The 17,695-nt window shown below is 70.5% G+C and carries 17 protein-coding genes; 9 read left to right on the forward strand and 8 right to left on the reverse strand.

The window, feature by feature from the left end; translation table 11 throughout:
* The first annotated feature begins 16 nt into the window (after positions 1-16).
* On the forward strand, positions 17-1,729 hold the full coding sequence (locus ACO06I_RS15935; RefSeq protein ID WP_421933541.1) for an AmpG family muropeptide MFS transporter: 1,713 nt from the start codon (positions 17-19) through the stop codon (positions 1,727-1,729).
* Here the strand turns inward: ACO06I_RS15935 and ACO06I_RS15940 are convergent.
* From ACO06I_RS15940 to rlmN, 3 genes are all read right to left on the reverse strand, one after another.
* Positions 1,726-2,559, reverse strand: a complete 834-nt coding sequence (locus tag ACO06I_RS15940; protein WP_421933542.1) for a S1 family peptidase — start codon at positions 2,557-2,559, stop codon at positions 1,726-1,728. The genes ACO06I_RS15935 and ACO06I_RS15940 overlap by 4 nt on opposite strands.
* 7 nt (positions 2,560-2,566) lie before the next feature.
* The gene (locus ACO06I_RS15945) at positions 2,567-2,995 is read right to left on the reverse strand and encodes a DUF350 domain-containing protein (protein WP_421933543.1); all 429 of its coding nucleotides are present in this window, start codon (positions 2,993-2,995) and stop codon (positions 2,567-2,569) included.
* A 69-nt stretch (positions 2,996-3,064) separates the two neighbouring features.
* Complete coding sequence (gene rlmN / locus ACO06I_RS15950; RefSeq protein WP_421933544.1) at positions 3,065-4,237, reverse strand: 23S rRNA (adenine(2503)-C(2))-methyltransferase RlmN; 1,173 nt, start codon at positions 4,235-4,237, stop codon at positions 3,065-3,067.
* Positions 4,238-4,407: 170 nt separating this feature from the next.
* Here rlmN and ACO06I_RS15955 point away from each other — a divergent pair, with 170 nt between their 5' ends.
* The 4 genes from ACO06I_RS15955 (at position 4,408) to ACO06I_RS15970 (ending at position 8,126) form a co-directional block, all read left to right on the forward strand.
* Entirely contained in the window at positions 4,408-5,409 is a 1,002-nt protein-coding gene (locus ACO06I_RS15955) for an NADPH:quinone oxidoreductase family protein (RefSeq protein WP_421933545.1), read from the forward strand.
* A gap of 203 nt (positions 5,410-5,612) precedes the next feature.
* Complete coding sequence (locus ACO06I_RS15960; RefSeq protein ID WP_421933546.1) at positions 5,613-6,473, forward strand: SDR family NAD(P)-dependent oxidoreductase; 861 nt, start codon at positions 5,613-5,615, stop codon at positions 6,471-6,473.
* A 2-nt stretch (positions 6,474-6,475) separates the two neighbouring features.
* Entirely contained in the window at positions 6,476-7,210 is a 735-nt protein-coding gene (locus ACO06I_RS15965) for a 2OG-Fe(II) oxygenase (RefSeq protein WP_421933547.1), read from the forward strand.
* A gap of 49 nt (positions 7,211-7,259) precedes the next feature.
* Positions 7,260-8,126, forward strand: coding sequence for a DMT family transporter (locus ACO06I_RS15970; protein WP_421933642.1), 867 nt, complete (start codon positions 7,260-7,262; stop codon positions 8,124-8,126).
* 109 nt (positions 8,127-8,235) lie between these two features.
* On the opposite strand, the gene ACO06I_RS15975 is transcribed toward ACO06I_RS15970, so the two are convergent.
* The 3 genes from ACO06I_RS15975 to ACO06I_RS15985 all read right to left on the reverse strand — a co-directional run bounded on the left by ACO06I_RS15975 (position 8,236) and on the right by ACO06I_RS15985 (position 10,029).
* A complete protein-coding gene (locus ACO06I_RS15975) occupies positions 8,236-8,979 on the reverse strand; it encodes a hypothetical protein (protein ID WP_421933548.1) in 744 nt (247 codons plus the stop codon).
* A gap of 345 nt (positions 8,980-9,324) precedes the next feature.
* The gene (locus tag ACO06I_RS15980; RefSeq protein ID WP_421933549.1) at positions 9,325-9,519 is read right to left on the reverse strand and encodes a hypothetical protein; all 195 of its coding nucleotides are present in this window, start codon (positions 9,517-9,519) and stop codon (positions 9,325-9,327) included.
* Positions 9,520-9,609: 90 nt separating this feature from the next.
* The gene (locus ACO06I_RS15985) at positions 9,610-10,029 is read right to left on the reverse strand and encodes a YkvA family protein (RefSeq protein ID WP_421933550.1); all 420 of its coding nucleotides are present in this window, start codon (positions 10,027-10,029) and stop codon (positions 9,610-9,612) included.
* A gap of 60 nt (positions 10,030-10,089) precedes the next feature.
* Here ACO06I_RS15985 and ACO06I_RS15990 point away from each other — a divergent pair, with 60 nt between their 5' ends.
* The 4 genes from ACO06I_RS15990 (at position 10,090) to ACO06I_RS16005 (ending at position 14,804) form a co-directional block, all read left to right on the forward strand.
* A complete protein-coding gene (locus ACO06I_RS15990) occupies positions 10,090-10,872 on the forward strand; it encodes an SDR family NAD(P)-dependent oxidoreductase (protein WP_421933551.1) in 783 nt (260 codons plus the stop codon).
* 103 nt (positions 10,873-10,975) lie between these two features.
* Complete coding sequence (locus ACO06I_RS15995; RefSeq protein ID WP_421933552.1) at positions 10,976-13,705, forward strand: PAS domain S-box protein; 2,730 nt, start codon at positions 10,976-10,978, stop codon at positions 13,703-13,705.
* Between the two features lie 62 nt (positions 13,706-13,767).
* Entirely contained in the window at positions 13,768-13,929 is a 162-nt protein-coding gene (locus tag ACO06I_RS16000) for a hypothetical protein (protein WP_421933553.1), read from the forward strand.
* A gap of 107 nt (positions 13,930-14,036) precedes the next feature.
* Entirely contained in the window at positions 14,037-14,804 is a 768-nt protein-coding gene (locus ACO06I_RS16005; protein WP_421933554.1) for an SDR family NAD(P)-dependent oxidoreductase, read from the forward strand.
* A 3-nt stretch (positions 14,805-14,807) separates the two neighbouring features.
* Here the strand turns inward: ACO06I_RS16005 and ACO06I_RS16010 are convergent, their stop codons facing one another.
* Positions 14,808-16,001 (reverse strand): alanine racemase, encoded by a 1,194-nt coding sequence (locus ACO06I_RS16010; RefSeq protein ID WP_421933555.1) that lies wholly within the window; start codon positions 15,999-16,001, stop codon positions 14,808-14,810.
* Positions 15,998-17,491, reverse strand: coding sequence for a helicase HerA-like domain-containing protein (locus ACO06I_RS16015; RefSeq protein WP_421933556.1), 1,494 nt, complete (start codon positions 17,489-17,491; stop codon positions 15,998-16,000). Before ACO06I_RS16015 ends, ACO06I_RS16010 begins: the two co-directional genes overlap by 4 nt.
* Between the last annotated feature and the right edge of the window lie 204 nt (positions 17,492-17,695).

A 17,695-nucleotide genomic window follows, 5' to 3' on the forward strand; every position in this document is an offset into this window, starting at 1 on the left:
GCCCGGGGGAAGCCGCATGACCATCGAAGCCGCGCCGAAACGCAGCGTCTGGAGCGCCATCGCCGTCTATGGCGAGCGCCGGGCCCTGGTGATGCTGGCGCTGGGCTTCGCCTCCGGCCTGCCCAACCTGCTGATCTTCGACACCCTGTCGGCCTGGCTGCGGGACGCGGGCCTGTCGCTGGAGGTGATCGCCTTCTTCAGCCTGGCGACGCTCGCCTATTCCCTCAAGCTGCTCTGGGCGCCGCTGATCGACCGGGCCGCCGTGCCGGTCCTGACCAAGTGGCTGGGCCACCGCCGCTCCTGGATGCTGGTCTGCCAGGCCTTGATCATGCTGGGCCTGTGGCTGATCTCCGGGGTCGATCCCAAGACCAGTCTGGGCCTGATGGCCGCCTTCGCGGTCTTCGTCGGCTTCACCTCGGCCACCCAGGACATCGTCATCGACGCCTGGCGCATCGAGGCGGCCGCCACCGAGAAGCAGGGCGCCATGGCCGCGGCCTACCAGTGGGGCTACCGCATCGCCATGATCGTGGCCGGCGTCGTGCCGCTCGCCATGTCCGACGTGGTGGGCTGGAGCCTGTCCTACGCCCTGATGGCGGCCCTGATGGTCGTCGGCGTCCTGGGGGTGCTGGGCGCCCCCCGCGAAGCCAAGCACGAGATGCGCGAGATCGACTTCGCCGGCGTCCCCTCGGTCCCCGCCCGCGACGGGATCGAGTGGGCCCTGCGCCTGGCCATCGTGGTCGTCGGCGCCCTGGTGTTCGGCTCGGGCCTGGCCGGCAACGCCACGGTGCTGCAATCGGTGACCGCCAGCCTCGGCCGGCCGGAGCTGGGGGACGCCATCAAGGCGGCCTGGGAGGCCAAGCCCTTCGGGGTCTTCGCCCAGGTGGGCGGCATCCTCACCGGGGTGGCCCTGATCGTGGTGGCCGCCCTGCCCATCCCCGGCCTGCCCACGCGGCCCGGGCGCTACCTGTCGACGGCTCTGGGGGCGCCCTTCATCGACTTCTTCCGCCGCTATGGCCAGCTGGCCGGCCTGATCCTGGCCCTGATCTGCGTCTACCGGCTGAGCGACTTCGTGCTCAACATCATGAACCCGTTCTACATCGACCTGGGCTTCGACAAGCTGCAGATCGCCGAGGTCCGCAAGGTGCTGGGCGTGGTGATGTCGGTGATCGGGGTGGGCCTAGGGGGCTTCTCGGTGGCGCGCCTGGGGCTGATGCGCTCGATGGTGATCGGCGCCTTCGCGGGCCCGATCTCCAACCTGGTCTTCGCCTGGCTGGCCCTGCAGGGGCCGCAGCTCTGGGCGCTCAGCGTCGCCATCGGCATCGACAACATCGCCTCGGGCTTCGCCGGCACCTGCCTGATCGCCTACATGTCCAGCCTGACCGGCGAGGGCTTCACCGCCACCCAGTACGCCATGTTCTCCTCCTTCTACGCCCTGCTGGGCAAGCTGGTGGCCTCCCAGTCGGGCAAGGTGGTGGAGGGCGCCGCCAAGGCCGCCGACCAGGGCGGGGCCTTCGCCGGCCTGAAGTCCCTGTTCACCGGCCTGCCGCCCGCCACCTTCGCCAGCGCGGTGGAGAAATCCGGCGTCACCCCGGCGGCGCTCGGCTCGGGCTACGTGGTCTTCTTCGTCTATTCGGCCCTGCTCGGGGTGGTGGGGATCGTCCTGGTCTTCATCGTCGCCGCCCGGACCCCGAAGAGCGTGGAAGAGCCGGAAGAGCCCGCAGCCGCCTAGGTCGTCGACAGGCAGATCACCTGGGCGACCCGCAGGTCGCGGCGCAGGCTGTCGGCGACGCGGCCGTAGTTGTCGGTGGTGACGCTCTCGCCCACCGCGAAACTGGCCGGGCGCTCATGGGCCTCCGACAAGGTGGAGGCGAGCGTCTCCGGGGCGGTGGTGTAGATGCGGCCCCGGCGCGGGGCCTCGGCCACGGTCACCCCGATCACCCGGCCGGCCCGGTCCAGGGCCGGCGCGCCGGACAGCCCCGCCAATGTCCCCTTCAGCCCGTCGGTGCGGCCGGTCTCGGCCCAGACCAGCACCGGCTCGGTGCGGGCGCCGCGGCCGCGCACCACCAGGTTCTCGCGCCCCAGCAGGCGGGAGGTGGCCTCGCCGGACTGGCCCTGGGGGAAGCCCGGATGGTAGGCGCGGTCGCCGCGGTGCAGTTTCTCGTCCAGGCCGAGGGGCAGGGGCGCCGAGCCCCCCTCGGTGGTGAGGATGGCGGCCTCGCCGCGCTGGTCGATGCGGACCCGGGCGGCGACGCCCCGGCCCTCGGCCACCACGATGGCGGCCTGGGTGCAGCCGTCCACCACGTGGCGGGCGGTGACCCAGACCCCGCGGTCGGCGACGGAGAAGGCGGTGCCCAGCCCCGGCTCGGCCTTGGACGGCACGTCCACCACCACCGACGGATCGAACGGCGAGGCGGGTCCCAGCGGCATGCCCTCCTCCCCCGGCACCGGCGGCGGCGGCGGGGGGGCGTCGGCCCGCTCCTGGCGGCCGATGGCGGCGATCAGCAGGGCCAGGACCACTGCCGAATAGACCAGCCAGTCGGGCAGCTTGGGGAAGTGCATGGGCGCCTCAGCCGGCCACGGCCGCGGCCAGGATCAGGGCGGTGGCGAGCTTGGCGCCCACCAGCAGGGCGGCGGCCGAGAGCTCGCCCTCCTCGATCCGCTGGGGCAGGCCCCGCAGGATCATGTCGACGATGCGGAAGATCAGCAGCTGCACCACCACCGTGGACGCCCCCCAGATGCCGATCTCGATCAGGGAGGTCGAGGCCGTCAGCGAGACCGCCAGGGGAATGGACAGGCCGATCATCACGCCCGCCAGGGACAGGGCGGCGGCGGAATTGCCCTCGCGGATCAGGGCGATCTCGCGGTGCGGGGTGAGCAGGATGTACAGCGCGCTGCCCAGGAACAGGATCAGGACCGTCAGGCCCGCGTGCAGCAGGGTGATGGGAAAGCCGGTGGCGAAGGCCTGGATCTCAGGGGACTGAAGCGCGGGCGGCATCGGGATCCTTGGGCGAAGGACGAAGGTGACGCTTGGTTAGCACGGACCGGGCGCCGGGGCGAAAATCGTTCAGGCGGCGGGCGAGTCCACGGGCTCGGGCGCGGCCTTGCGCCGGGCGCTGGCGCGGACCTTCTCGCTCTCGCTCTTCAGCTGGCCGCAGGCCGCCAGGATGTCGCGCCCGCGCGGGGTGCGGATCGGCGAGGCGTAGCCGGCGCGGTTGAGGATGGCGGCGAACTTCTCGATCGCCCCCCAGTCGGAGCAGACATAGTCGGTCCCCGGCCAGGGATTGAACGGGATCAGGTTGATCTTGGCCGGCAGGCCCTTGAGCAGCTTCACCAGGGCGAGCGCCTCGGCCGGGCTGTCATTGACCCCCTTGAGCATCACATATTCGAAGGTCACCCGCCGGGCGTTGGACAGGCCCGGATAGGCGCGGATGCCCTCGATCAGCTGGGCGATGGGGTACTTCTTGTTCAGCGGCACCAGGACGTCGCGCAGGGGGTCGTTGGTGGCGTGCAGGGAGATGGCCAGCATGGCCTGGGTGCGATTGCCCAGGGCCTCGAGCTCCGGGACCACGCCCGAGGTGGAGACCGTGATCCGCCGCCGCGAGATGGCGATGCCCTCGCCGTCGGCGATGATGTCGATGGCGTCGGCGACGTTGTCGAGATTGTAGAGCGGCTCGCCCATGCCCATGAAGACGATGTTGGAGAGGCGGCGGTCCTCCTTGGGGCTCGGCCATTCCTCCAGGTCGTCGCGGGCCACCTGCACTTGGGCCACGATCTCGGCGGCGGTCAGGTTGCGCACCAGGGCCTGGGTGCCGGTGTGGCAGAAGGTGCAGTTCAGCGTGCAGCCCACCTGGGAGGAGACGCAGAGCGCGCCCGCCCGCCCGACGTCGGGGATATAGACGGTCTCCACCTCGATGCCCGGCGCCATGCGGATCAGCCACTTGCGCGTGCCGTCCTTGGACACCTGGCGCTCGACGATTTCCGGGCGCGCCAGGCTGAAGGCTTCGGCGAGAACGGCGCGGGTCTCCTTGGCGATGTCGGTCATCGCCTCGAAGTCGGTGACCCCGTAGTGGTGGATCCAGCGCCACATCTGGTTGGCGCGCATCCTGGCCTTGGGCGCCGGGACGACGTCGGCGGCCACCAGGGTCTCCACCAGCCCCTTGCGGGTCAGGCCGCAGAGGTTCGGCTTGGACGGCGGCGCCGGAACGGTGGCGCGCGAAAGATCGAGGGTGACGCCCAAGGGGAAAACTCGCTGGCTGGAAGGCTCGCAATATAGGGCCGCCGGCCCCGCGCGCCAAATCGGCCTGACGCCGCAGGGGATCAAACAAATGTTCGGACCGCACTTTCGCAAGGGAAGGGGCTGCGCTAGCGTCCGCCGACTTTCGAAAAACGATGTCCGGGGAGACGAAGATGAAGGCCCTTCTGAGCAAGACGACCGGCGGTCCTGAGACCCTCAGCTACGAGGACGTTCCGGCCCCGGAGGTCCGTCCCGGCATGGCGGTGATCAGCACCAAGGCCGTGGGGATCAACTTCCCCGACGTGCTGATGATCGAGGACAAGTACCAGATGAAGCCCCCCCGCCCCTTCTCGCCGGGCGGCGAGCTGTCGGGGGTGGTCAAGGCCATCGGCGAGGGCGTCACCAATGTGAAGGTCGGCGACCGGATCCTGGCCAACACCGGCTGGGGCGGTCTGGCCGAGGAGGTCCTGCTGCCGGCCAACCGCCTGTGGCACATCCCCGACTCCATGCCCCACGACGTGGCCGCCGCCTTCATCCTCACCTACGGCACCAGCTATCACGCCCTGAAGGACCGCGGTCACCTGAAGGCCGGCGACACCATGCTGGTCCTGGGCGCGGCCGGCGGCGTCGGCCTCTCGGCGGTCGAGCTGGGCAAGGCCATGGGCGCCCGGGTCGTGGCCGCCTGCTCGTCCCAGGAGAAGTGCGACCTGGCCATCGCCCATGGCGCCGACGCCGGGGTCGTCTATGGCCGCGGCCCCTTCGACCGCGACGGCCAGAAGGCGCTGGGCGCCCTCTTCAAGGAGGCCGGCGGTGAGCACGGCTTCGACGTCATCTATGACGCGGTGGGCGGCGACTATGCCGAGCCGGCCCTGCGCTCCATCGCCTGGGAAGGCCGCTACCTGGTGATCGGCTTCGCCGCCGGCGACATCCCGAAGATCCCGCTGAACCTGGCCCTGCTGAAGGGCTGCGACATCGTCGGGGTCTTCTGGGGCACCTGGACCACCAAGAACCCCGAGCTGTTCGCCCAGTCCATCGACGAACTGCTCAAGCTCTACGCGCAGGGCAAGGTGAAGCCCCACGTCTCGGAGCGCTTCCCCCTCTCCAAGGGCGCCGACGCCATCGCCCACCTGGGCAGCCGCAAGGCCATGGGCAAGGTCGTGGTGACGGTCGACTAGCACCCAGGTGTCATCCCGCATGCAGCGCGCAGCGCGCAAGTGCGGGACCCAGAGACACCGGCCTTGCCGGCACGCCCCGCGCGTCTGGGTCCCGGACAAGCCGCTCGCGCGGCTTTCCGGGATGACACCTTGTGGGGCCTCTCGACGTCGTGGCGTCTGAGCTTTAGTGATCGCCGATCAGTTACAAGAAACGGGGAAGCGAAATGGCGGGACGTCTTGAGGGCAAGGTCGCGGTGATCACCGGGGCCGCGTCGGGCATCGGCCTGGGCACGGTGGAGCTGTTCGTGGCCGAGGGCGCCTGCGTCGTCGCCGCCGACATCCAGGACGAAAAGGGCGCCATGCTGGAGAAGCGGTTCCCCGGCAAGGTGGTCTACGCCCACTGCGACGTGACGAAGGAGGCCGAGATCGAGGCCGCTGTGAAGCTCGCCAAGAGCGCCTTCGGCGGCCTCGACATCCTGTTCAACAACGCCGGCATCTCCGACCGGATGACCTCCATCGCCGAGATCACCGCCGACGGCTGGAGCTGGATCTTCGACGTCCTGGTGCGCGGGCCCGCGCTCGGCATGAAGCATGCCCTGCCCCTGATGCTGGAGCGCGGCGGCGGCTCGATCATCAACACCGCCTCGATCGCCGGCCTGCAGGCGGGCTGGGGCCCCATCGCCTATTCCAGCGCCAAGGCCAGCGTCATCCATATGAGCCGCGCGGCCGCCGCCCAGCTCTCGCCGCAGAAGATCCGGGTCAACGCCATCTGCCCGGGCCTGATCGCCACCTCGATCTTCGGCGCCTCGCTCGGCCTGCCCCGCGAGGTGGCGGACCAGATGGCCGCCCGCGTCGCCGAGAACGCCGCCAAGGCCCAGCCGGTGCCCAAGGCCGGCATGCCCGACGACATCGCTAGGGCCGCCCTCTATCTGGCCTCCGACGACGCGGCCTTCGTGTCGGGGACCCACATCGTGGTGGACGGCGGCATCACCGTCGGCGGCCGCCATTCCTGGGACCCGGAGGCCGGCTCGCCCTTCGCCGCCCTGTTCGGCGAAATGATGCCCGCGCCGGGCGCGACCTCCTGACCATGGCGGGCAAGGCCGCCCTTCCGCAGCTGGCGCGGGGCCTCGATCCCGGCAAGCTGCACGCGGCCTTCGCCCGCTTCGGGCGCCTGCACCTGCCCGGCGTCTTCCGGCCCGAGGACGCCCTGGCCATCCATGCGGCGCTGACGGCCGCCCCCTACCACCGGTCGCTGACCGCGGCGGGCAAGAGCTACGACATCGCGCTGGAGACCCTGGCCGCCATGCCGCCCGAGCGCCGGGCGGAGCTGGAGGCGGCGATCCTGGAGGGCGGGCGGACCGGCTTCCAATACCAGTTCGACGCCTGGCGGCTGTCGGACCTGATGGAGGCGGGCCAGAGGACCGGCGGGGCCCTGGCGCCCCTGGAGGGCCTCTACGACCTGATCAACAGCGAGCCCTTCCTGGCCTTCATCCGCACGCTGACCGGCGACCCGCGCTGCGCCTATGCCGACGCCCAGGCCACCCGCTACCGCCCCGGCGACTTCCTCACCGCCCACGACGACGACGTGGCCGGCAAGAAGAGGCTCTACGCCTTCGTGCTGAACTTCACGCCCGCCTGGCGGCCCGACTGGGGCGGCCTGCTGGCCTTCCACGACGCCGACGGCCACGTGAGCGAGGCCTACACCCCCACCTTCAACGCCCTGAACATCTTCCGCGTGCCTCAGCAGCACGCCGTCACCCAGGTCGCCAGCTTCGCCGGCGCCCAGCGGCTCTCCGTCACCGGGTGGATCCGTGAGCGCTGAGGCGACGCCCAAGGCCCGCCTGTCGCCCAACCTGCACGGCGCCCTGTGGATGGTGGCCTCGGCCCTGGGCTTCACCGCCATGACCACCCTGATCAAGTATCTGGGGGACGACTACGCGGCCTCGCTGCAGACCTTCTACCGGCAGTTCTTCGGCTTCCTGATCATGCTGCCGGTGATCCTCAAACATAGGGGCGCGGCCTTCGCCACCACCCGGCCCGGCATCCTGATCTTCCGCTCGGCGGCGGGCACGGTGGGGATGATCCTCTCCTTCTACGCCTTCCAGAAGATGCCGCTGGCCGACGCCAACGCGCTCTCCTTCACCCGCACCCTCTGGCTGGTCCCGCTGGCCTTCTTCGTGGTGCGCGAACCGGTGGGGCCCCTGCGCATCGGCGCCGCCGTGGTGGGGTTCCTGGGCGTGCTGATCATGCTGCGGCCCGGCGTCGGCGGGTCCTTCGCCATCGGCCTGCCGGCCCTGGCCATGCTGGCCTCGTCCTTCCTGTTCGCGCTCACCATCACCGGCATGAAGGTGATGACCCGCGACCACGCCCCCATGGTGCTGCTGGTCTGGTCGGCGAGCCTGGGTCTCGTGCTCGCCCTGCCCGGCGCCTTCCTGGCCTGGCGCTGGCCCGAACCCTTCGACCTGCTGCTGCTGGCCCTGATGGGGGTGCTGGGGACCATCACCCAGGGCTGCTACATCAAGGGCATGTCCATCGGCGACGCCGGCGCCATGGCCCCCATCGACTATATCCGCCTGGTCTTCACGGTGATGGTGGGCTTCGCCCTCTTCCACGAAGTCCCCGGGATCTGGACCGTCGTCGGCGCCGGCGTGGTGGTCGTCTCCACCCTGTTCATCACCTGGCGCGAGCACCTGGCCAACCAGGCGAAGGCGGCAGCGGCCCTGGTGGAATCGCTGTAGCTCGGCAATGCATCAATTGCATTCAACCTGGCGATCGCTGACGAGCAGAGGCGTATCTCATCTGAGACGATGGTGGAAAATGAACAGGTCCTGAGCGGTCGCCGGCTCACTAAGTTGCCTGATTTCCACCATCAGCTGGACGGACAGCCGTGTCGGTTTGACTGCGCACATACAGCCTAAATTTCGTCTCGTGCGCCTCATCAAACGCGTCCCGGTAGTGGATGATCCCGTGGATGTAGAGAGCCGTTCCACCACTTCCGAAGCGCCCAGGACTTGGGTCGTCCCACTCGGCGAAAGGCAGGACCATCGTGTTGCTCTCACCGGTAGGCGCAAGGTCGAAAACGGCATCGTAACGCTCCAGAGGAGCGAGGATTTCGGTTAGTGGGTAGTCGCGGACGCTAGCGGCCCGCTCTATCCAAACGTCATGCGCGGGTGTTTGGCCGTAGTTCCTGAAGTTCACGAACGCGGCGAGGTGCTGTCGCGTGTCTGCAAAGCTGCACTCGGAAACGTGGACATAGGCCCGCAACTGCCTCCGTTCGGACAAGCGCGTGGCCTTGAGGGTTTCGTCGGCAGTGTTGGCGCTTCTCTGGGCCGCGACCCAAGCGGCCCGCGCGCAAAAGACGGTCGCTCCCAGGCCCATAAGGCCAATGAAGCTAATCCAGACCTGTCGCATCGCGAGGTCGGCGGCAGCTTCAGCGGCAAGCGCAGAACGAATGTCAGCCTCAAGGCTCTTGCAGGTGCCTTCCCTCCTCTCCTCGCAGCGCTGCTCGGCCGTTTGATTGGCCATCTCGCGGTGCGCGCCAGCGGTTTCCACGGAAGTCCAGGTAGCAGCGATAAAGGCGGCAGCTGCCATGACGGCCGCCCATCCTAGGATTAGTCGTCCAGTCGGATCGTCGTCACTCTCATCGCGGCCAAGCATTAGAGCAAGAAACCCCCGGTGAACCGCCCCGGTTGATCTTGTTCCTCAGGTTGGCCCGTGTCTCGCTGATTCAGATGGCCAGATCCTCCACGCGGCCTCGCTCCGTGTGTGTTTGCCGTGGCGCGCCGGCCCCGCCCATCCGGTCCAAAACCCCCTTAGCCGCCTCGCGGTGCTTGGGCTTCAGGTTCTTGCCTATCACGGCCATCATGGCGGCTAAGATGGCCTCCGATCAGCGCCTCGACGACGGAACCTGAACACACCGCCGACGCCACCAAGCCCCTACGCCTTCGAGTCCCCCTCGACGTGGAACAGGCGGGTCTCGCCGAAGAACACCTCCACCGCCTGGCACTCTGGATGGAGCGCCAGCAACTCGCGCGCCCGCCTCAGGGCCTCGACGTCATTGCGGCAGAGGGCCGGTTCGAAACGCGGCGGCTCCCGCCCGTCGCGGAGATAGATGGTGTAGGTCTTGAGCATGAAATCCCCCCGGCCGCGCATTGCGGCTTGGGGGTCGGCCGCGCGCCTTGACGGAGATCAAATTTCCCCCGGCGGGCGAACGGCGGCCGCCTAGCCGCCCATCCGGTCCAGGAATCCCTTGGCCGCCTCGCGGTGCTTGGGCTTCAGGTTCTTGCCCACCACGGCCATCAGGGCGGCGAACACGGCGGCGTCGTCGGTGAAGCCGATCACCCCCAGGATGTCGGGGATGGCGTCGGTGGGCAGGACGAAATAGGCGAGCGCCGCCATCATCAGCCCCTTGGCCGCCCGGGGCGTTTCGGGATCGCGGGCGCAGTACCAGACCGACAGCGCGTCGCCGGCGAAGGGGATCTTGGCGGCCACCTTGCGGAACTTTGGCCAGAAACCCTGGGCCACGCGCTGTTCGTTCACCCGCTGCACCGCCGGAACCAGGGCGTGGTCGGGATTCAGGGCGCTCTTGGGATCGAAACCGTCGCCATTGACGTGGCGTGACGCTTTTGACTTGCCGCTCATCGGGCTAAAGCCTCGGGGGAAACAAGACCTAGTCTAATCGAAACCGGGAGCGACGCGTCCATGAAACTCAATTCCTCTATCGCCGCGGTTGTCACCGGCGGCGCCTCGGGCCTCGGCGAAGCCACGGCCCGCCAACTGGCGGCCCAGGGCGTCAAGGTGGCCATCTTCGACATGAACGAAGCCAAGGGCGAAGCGGTCGCAAAAGAAATCGGCGGCGTCTTCTGCAAGGTCAACGTGACCTCCGAGGAAGATGTCGACGCCGGCTTCGTCAAGGCCCGCGCCGCCCACGGCCAGGAGCGCATCCTGGTCAACTGCGCCGGCACCGGCAACGCCATCAAGACCGCCGGCCGCGATAAGGCCACCGGCGAGACCAAGCACTTCCCCCTCGACGCCTTCAATCTGATCATCCAGATCAACCTGGTGGGCACCTTCCGCTGCATCGCCAAGTCGGCCAAGGGCATGCTGGACCTGGAGCCCTTGGAGGACGGCGAGCGCGGCGCCATCGTCAACACCGCCTCCGTGGCGGCCGAGGACGGCCAGATGGGCCAGGCGGCCTATTCGGCCTCCAAGGGCGGCGTGGTCGGCATGACCCTGCCCATCGCCCGCGACCTGGCCGGCGACGGCATCCGGGTCAACACCATCCTGCCCGGCATCTTCAACACCCCCCTCATGCAGTTCGCGCCCGAGCCGGTGAAGCAGGGCCTGGCCGCCTCCGTGCCCTTCCCCAAGCGCCTGGGCAACGCCGAGGAATACGCCCAGCTGGCCCTCACCATGATCACCAACGGCTACTTCAACGGCGAGGACGTGCGCCTCGACGGCGCGATCCGGATGGCGCCGCGCTGATCTTCCCCGCCTGAGTCCGGAGGGAACCTAAGGCCACGCTTTACGTTCCCTCCGATTAGGGGTTCGGTGTGACCGAAACCCTGAGTGGGGGGCTTGTCGCGTCATGATCGGACGGTGGGCGCAGCGTTTCGCGGTCGCGATCGAACGCCCGGTCTTCCGCTATGCCGCCGCCCTGGCGGCGGTGGCCGTCGCGGCCCTGGCGCGGGGCGCGGCCAGCCTGTTCATGGCCGCACCGCCCAACTATTCGACCTTCTTTCCCGCCGTGCTGTTCGCCACCCTGGTGGCGGGCCTGCGGGGCGGCCTGCTGGCCACCGCGCTCAGCGCCGGCCTCGTCTGGGCCCTGTGGCTGCCGGAGGCCGCCCTCGGGGAGACCTGGGGCCAGCAGCACGTCGAGCTCCTGCTCTTCGTCCTCACCGCCACCCTGACCGTGGTCATCGCCAAGGCCCTGCGCCTGGCCATCCAGCGCGGCGCGGCGGTGGAGGCGCGCTTCCGCATCTTCCAGGAACAGGCCCTCGACGGCTTCGTGATCCTGGCCCCGGTGCGCCGGGACGGCGAGGTGACCGACTTCCTCTGGACCTACGCCAACCCCGCCGCCGAACGTCTGGCCCCCGCCGGGTCCGGAGGGCTGACCGGGCGGCGGGTGCTGGAGATCTTCCCCGACGAGACCGGGACGGCCATGGTGGAGCGGCTGCGCGCGGCGCTGGTCGCCGACCGGCCCGACGAGATCGAGGTTCGCCGGGTGATCGACGGCGCCGAGCGCTGGATGCGCTCCAGCGCCATGCGCCTGGGGGACGGCCTGGCCGTCAGCTTCCACGACGTCACCGACCAGCGCCTGGCCGATCAGGCGGTGCGCAAGGCCGAGGAGGAGGCCCGCCGCAGCCGCGACGAGTTCGAACACATCGCCAACGCCGCGCCGGTGCTGATCTGGATGAGCGGGGTCGAGCAGGGCGCGATCTGGTTCAACGCCTCCTGGCTGGGCTTCACCGGCCGCACCCTGGCCGAGGAGCTGGGCCGCGGCTGGCTGGAGGGGGTCCATCCCGAGGACCGCGACCGGGTGCTGGAGATCTACCAGGAGAACTTCAGCCGCCGCTCGCCCGCGCGGCTGGAATACCGGGTCCGGCGCCACGACGGCGTCTATCGCTGGCTCGACGAGGCCGCCGCCCCCCGCTTCGACCGGGAAGGCGCCTTCCTGGGCTATATCGGCTCCTGCTCCGACATCACCGACCGCAAGGCCGCCGAGACCGCCCTGCGCGGCGGCGAGGCCCGGGTGCGCGCCCTGGTGGACTCCCTGCCCCAGCTGTTGTGGTCCAGCCGCCCCGACGGCGCCTTCGACTATCTCAGCCCCCAGTGGGTGGACTTCACCGGCGCCCCGGCCGCCGACCACATGGGGGACGGCTGGCTGCGCGCCATCCATCCCGAGGACCGCGACGACCTGGCGGCCGCCTGGGCCCAGGCGGTGCGCGGCGGCCTGCCCTTCGATGTGGAGCACCGCATCCGCCGCCACGACGGGGTCTGGCGCTGGTTCAACGGCCGCGCCTCGGCGATCCGGGAGGAGGACGGCTCCATCCGCCGCTGGTTCGGCTCGGCCTCCGACATCACCGAGATCGTCGAGGCCCGCCGCGACCTGGAGGAGCGGGTCGCCGAGCGCACCCGCGAGCTGGAGGCCAGCCTGGAGGAACGCGCCCGGGCCGAGGCGGCGCTGGCCCAGGCCCACCGCCTGGAGACCGTCGGCCGGCTCACCGGCGGGGTGGCCCACGACTTCAACAACCTGCTGACCGTGGTGATCGGCGGGCTGGACATGATCCTCAAGAACCCGGCCGACACCGAGCGGGTCAAGCGCCTGTCGGAGGCCGCCCTGGCCGCCGGCCGCCGTGGCGAGCGCCTCACCCGCCAGCTGCTGGCCTTCTCGCGCCGTCAGGAGCTGAAGCTGGAGGTGGTGGACGTCGGCGCCCTGATCGAACAGGTGGAGCCCCTGGTCCGCCGCGCGGTCGGCGAGGCCATCGACCTGACCGTGAGCTGCGAGCCGGGGGTGGGCGCCACCCGCCTGGATCCCGCCCAGTTCGAGGCCGCCCTGCTGAACCTGGTGGTCAACGCCGCCGACGCGGTGGACGGATCGGGACGGATCGAGATCCTCACCCGCCGGGTGGCCCTGGCCGCCGGAGAGGTTCCCGGCGCCCAGGCCGGGGACCATGTGGCGGTCAGCGTCGCCGACACCGGCGGCGGCATGTCCCCCGAGGTCCTCACCCGGGCCTTCGAGCCCTTCTTCACCACCAAGGAGGTGGGCAAGGGCACGGGTCTGGGCCTGGCCCAGGTCTATGGCTTCATCACCCAGTGCGGCGGCGCGGCGACCCTCGACAGCCGCCTGGGGGCGGGAACCACCGTCACCCTCTATGTCCCGGCGGTGGACGCCGTCCCCGCGGTCGAGGCGCCCCACGAGCCCGGCGACGACAGCTGGGCCAGGGGGCGGGCGATCCTGCTGGTGGAGGACGACGCCGCCGTCAGGGCGGTGACCGAGGGTCTGCTGGTCGAGCTGGGCTGTCAGGTGACCGCCGAGCCCGACGGCCCCTCGGCCCTGGCCCGCCTGCGGTCGGGGGAGCCCTTCGACCTGCTGATCTCCGACATCATCATGCCCGGTGGCATGAGCGGGGTGGAGCTGGCCAAGCTCGCCCGGGCCCGCGACCCCGACCTGCCCATCGTGCTCACCACCGGTTATGCCGGCGACGAGTTCGACGGCGCCTCGGAGATCGCCTGGCCCGTGGTGCGCAAGCCCTTCCGCGCCGAACAGCTCAGCGCCGCCGTGCGCGAGGCCCTGGCCCGGGTCGCCGCGACCTAAGCCGGAACCCCCGGCGCGCGGGAGTCGTTGTCCCCAGACAACGGCAACCCAAAGGCGCGACCATGACCCAAGGCGAACAGAAGAACGACGGCTCGCAACCCGGCGTGATGGGCGACGGCACCGAGGAGCAGAACCTCGGCCAACCGGGAAATCCCAAGGCCCGGATCACCGAGGACGAGGTGAAGGACGCCTTCAAGGACGCGCCCCCGGCCGACAAGGCCTAGGCGAAGGCGTCCGCCCCGGACCCCCTCCGGGGCGGGCGGCCTTGACCGCCGTCAAGGCGGCCCCCGACGCCGGCTGACATGGGTCTCCCCTCACGAGGACGACTCCGATGGACAGACTGAAGACCAAGGTCGCCGCGATCACCGGCGCCGCGCTCGGCCTGGGACGCGCCACCGCCATCCGCATGGCCGAGGAGGGCGCCGCCGTGGCGGTGCTCGACATGCTGGAGGCCGAGGGGACGGCGCTCGCCGCCGAGCTCTCCGCCCGCGGCTTCCCCGCCCGCTTCTGGCGCTGCGACGTCTCCAAGGAGGCCGAGGTGCGCCGGGTGATCGACGAGGTCGCCGCCCACTTCGGACGCCTGGACGTCCTGGTGAACAACGCCGGGGTCTCGGGCGCCAACAAGCCCACCCACGAGATCACCGAGGCCGAGTGGGACTTCGTCCAGGCCATCAACGTCAAGGGCGTCTTCTTCTGCACCAAGCACGCCATCCCCCACCTGAAGGCGGCGGGCGGCGGCTCGATCATCAACCTGTCCTCGATCTACGGCCTGGTGGGCGGCCCCGACGTGCCGCCCTATCACGCCTCCAAGGGGGCGGTGCGGCTGATGAGCAAGACCGACGCCCTGACCTACGCCCCCGACAGGATCCGGGTGAACTCGATCCATCCGGGCTTCATCTGGACCCCGATGGTGGAACACCACCTGAGCGCCGCCGGAGACCTGGAGGAGGGCCGCAAGGCCACCGCCGCCCTGCACCCCCTGGGCCACATCGGCGAGCCCGACGACATCGCCTGGGGCGCGGTCTACCTGGCCTCGGACGAGGCCAAGTTCGTCACCGGCTCGGAGCTGGTGATCGACGGCGGCTACACCGCCCGCTGAAGCCTACTGCGAGGCGCCGCGGCCCTCGACCCGCACCAGGTCGACGAGGACGTCGCCCCGCACCAGGTGCAGCAGGTCGTAACGGTCGATGGTGGGGTCGCAGTGGGGGGCGGTGAACTCCACCCGCTCCCCGCGCTCGACGCTGCGATGCTTGGGCCGCGTCACCATGCCGTGCTCGTCGCCGAAGAAGTGGTAGCTGGACCCCGCCCAGGCCTCCCCCAGGGGTTCGGGCGCCGGGCCGTCGGTGGCGAAGGCCTTGAGGCCCGCGTCCACCGTCACCCAGCGCGGGGCGTTGGCGCTGATCACCCGGGCCTGGACCATCAGGCTGGTCTCGAAGGCGCCGTCCTCGTCGGCCCCCAGGGCCTCGCGGTATTCCCGGTCCATGAAGGCGTAGGACCCGGCCTGGATCTCATTCAGCACGCCCTGGGCCGCGTCGGCGCTGAAGGTGCCGGTGCCGCCGCCGGTGACCAACCCGATCTCATGGCCCTGGGCCCGCAGGGCGGACGCCACGTCCGACAGCCTGCCGATGCCGTCGGCCACGGCGGCGGCGCGCTGATTGGCGCCCGCCATGTGCTGCCAGTGGCCGCCATAGCCCTGCACCCCGATCAGCTTCAGCGAGGCCTGGGCCGCGATCGCCGCCCCCACCGCCACGGCCTGCTCCACGCCGGAGACGCCGGTGCGGCCCATGCCCAGGTCCACGTCCAGCACCACTCGGACGGTGACGCCGGCGGCCCGCGCCGCCTGGCCGATCTCGGCCGCGCCGTCCGGATGGTCGACGGTGATGGCGAAGTCGGGATCGATCCCGGCCAGCCTGGCCGCCCGCGCCGCCGAGGGCTCGCCGGCCAGGGACGAGGTGATCAGGATGCCGCGGATCCCCGCCGCCGACAGGGCCTCGGCCTCGGCCAGCTTGGCGCAGCAGACCCCCACCGCCCCGGCGGCGATCTGCCGCCGGGCCAGCGCCGCGCACTTGTGGGACTTGGCGTGGGGCCGCAGGGCCAGGCCCGCCGCCTTGGCCCGGGCGGCCATGCGCGCGACGTTGCGGTCGAAGGCGTCGAGGTCGATCACGGCGGCCGGGGTGGGGACCTGCCAGCGCGACCCCGGCTGGCCGATCAGGGCCAGGGACAGGGCTGTGGAGGGGCGATCGGCCAGGACGCCGAGCTCGGCGGCGATGGCCTCGAGGGCGCGTTCGGAGTTCATCGGCGGCGTACATTCCCCATCAGGCTGCGCATGATCTCGCGGCCGGCCGTGCTGGCCACCGTGCGCAGCAGTTGCTTGGCGAAGGTCTCGCCCATGGACTGGCGGTTGGAGGCGCGCGCCGCCGGGCGACGGGCGGGTTCCTCCCCCCAGGGTGACGGGGCCGGCTCGGCGCGGCGTTGCGGCGCCGGTGGGGCGGCGGCCGCCTCGACGGCGGCGGCGGTGCGGGCCGCCAGCTTCTCATAGGCCGACTCCCGGTCCTCGGTCTGGTCGTAGAGGCCGCGCACCGGGCTCGCGGCCATCACCGCCGTCCGCTCGGCGGGCGTCAGGGGCCCGAGCCGCGAGATGGGCGGACGGACCAGGGTCTTCTGCACCATGGTGGGCGCCCCCTTCTCGTCCAGCACGGAGACCAGGGCCTCGCCGACCCCCAGCGCCTGGATCGCCTCGGCGGTGTCGAAGGCCGGGTTGGTGCGGAAGCTGTCGGCGGCGGCCTTCAGGCCCCGCTGCTCGACCGGCGTATAGGCCCGCAGCGCGTGCTGGATGCGGTTGCCCAGCTGGCCCAGCACGGTCTCGGGAATGTCGGCCGGGTTCTGGGTGACGAAATAGACCCCCACCCCCTTGGAGCGGATCAGCCGCACCACCTGCTCGACCTTCTCCAGCAGCGGCTTGGGGGCGTCGCGGAACAGCAGGTGGGCCTCGTCGAAGAAGAAGGCCAGCTTGGGCTTGTCGGGGTCGCCGACCTCCGGCAGCTCCTCGAACAGCTCGCTCATCAGCCACAGCAGGAAGGTGGCGTAGAGCCGGGGGCTGGCGATCAGCTTGTCGGCCGCCAGGATGTTCACATAGCCGCGCCCGGCGCCGTCGGTGCGCATCAGGTCGGAAAGCTGCAGGGCCGGCTCGCCGAACAGGTGCGCGCCGCCCTGGTCCTCCAGGGTCAGCAGCTTGCGCTGGATGGTGGCCACGGTGGCGGCCGAGACATTGCCGTACTTGGCGCCCAGCTCCTTGGCGTGCTCGGAGGTGTAGGTGAGCGCGGCCTGCAGGTCCTTCAGGTCCAGCAGCAGCAGGCCCTCGGCGTCGGCGGCGCGGAAGACGACGGAGAGCACACCCTCCTGCACGTCGTTGAGCTCCAGCATGCGGGAGATCAGCAGCGGCCCCATCTCCGAGACCGTGGCGCGGATCGGATGGCCCTGCTCGCCGAACAGGTCCCAGAACACCACCGGCGCCCCGGCCGGGTGCAGCTCCAGGTTCATCACCTTGGCCCGGGCCAGCATCTTCTCGTTGGGGGTCCCAGGCGCGGCGACGCCGCAGAGGTCGCCCTTCACGTCGGCGGCGAAGACTGGAACGCCGGCGTCCGACAACCCCTGCGCCAGGACCTGGAGCGTCACGGTCTTGCCGGTGCCGGTCGCCCCGGCCACCAGGCCATGGCGGCTGGCGCGGTCAAGCCGCAGGGTCTCGAGGTGATCGGAGAACCCGATCAGCACGCCGTCGTCGGCCATGGAACGCTCCTTCGAAGTCCGGGCGCCAAGCTATCCTCAGCCGCGCGCCGCATCCACGGCCAAGCGTAAACAATTGTCACCGGCAGAAACGTTTCCCAAACCCGGCGGGTTTTGGCTCAGCCTTGCCGGAACCGGCGGAAACGCCGCGAAGAACGCACCATCATCCCGGGGAAATCACGCTAGAGGTCACCTTCATTGACGACG

This window comes from Phenylobacterium sp., assembly GCF_965229015.1.
Taxonomy (GTDB): Bacteria; Pseudomonadota; Alphaproteobacteria; order Caulobacterales; family Caulobacteraceae; genus Phenylobacterium.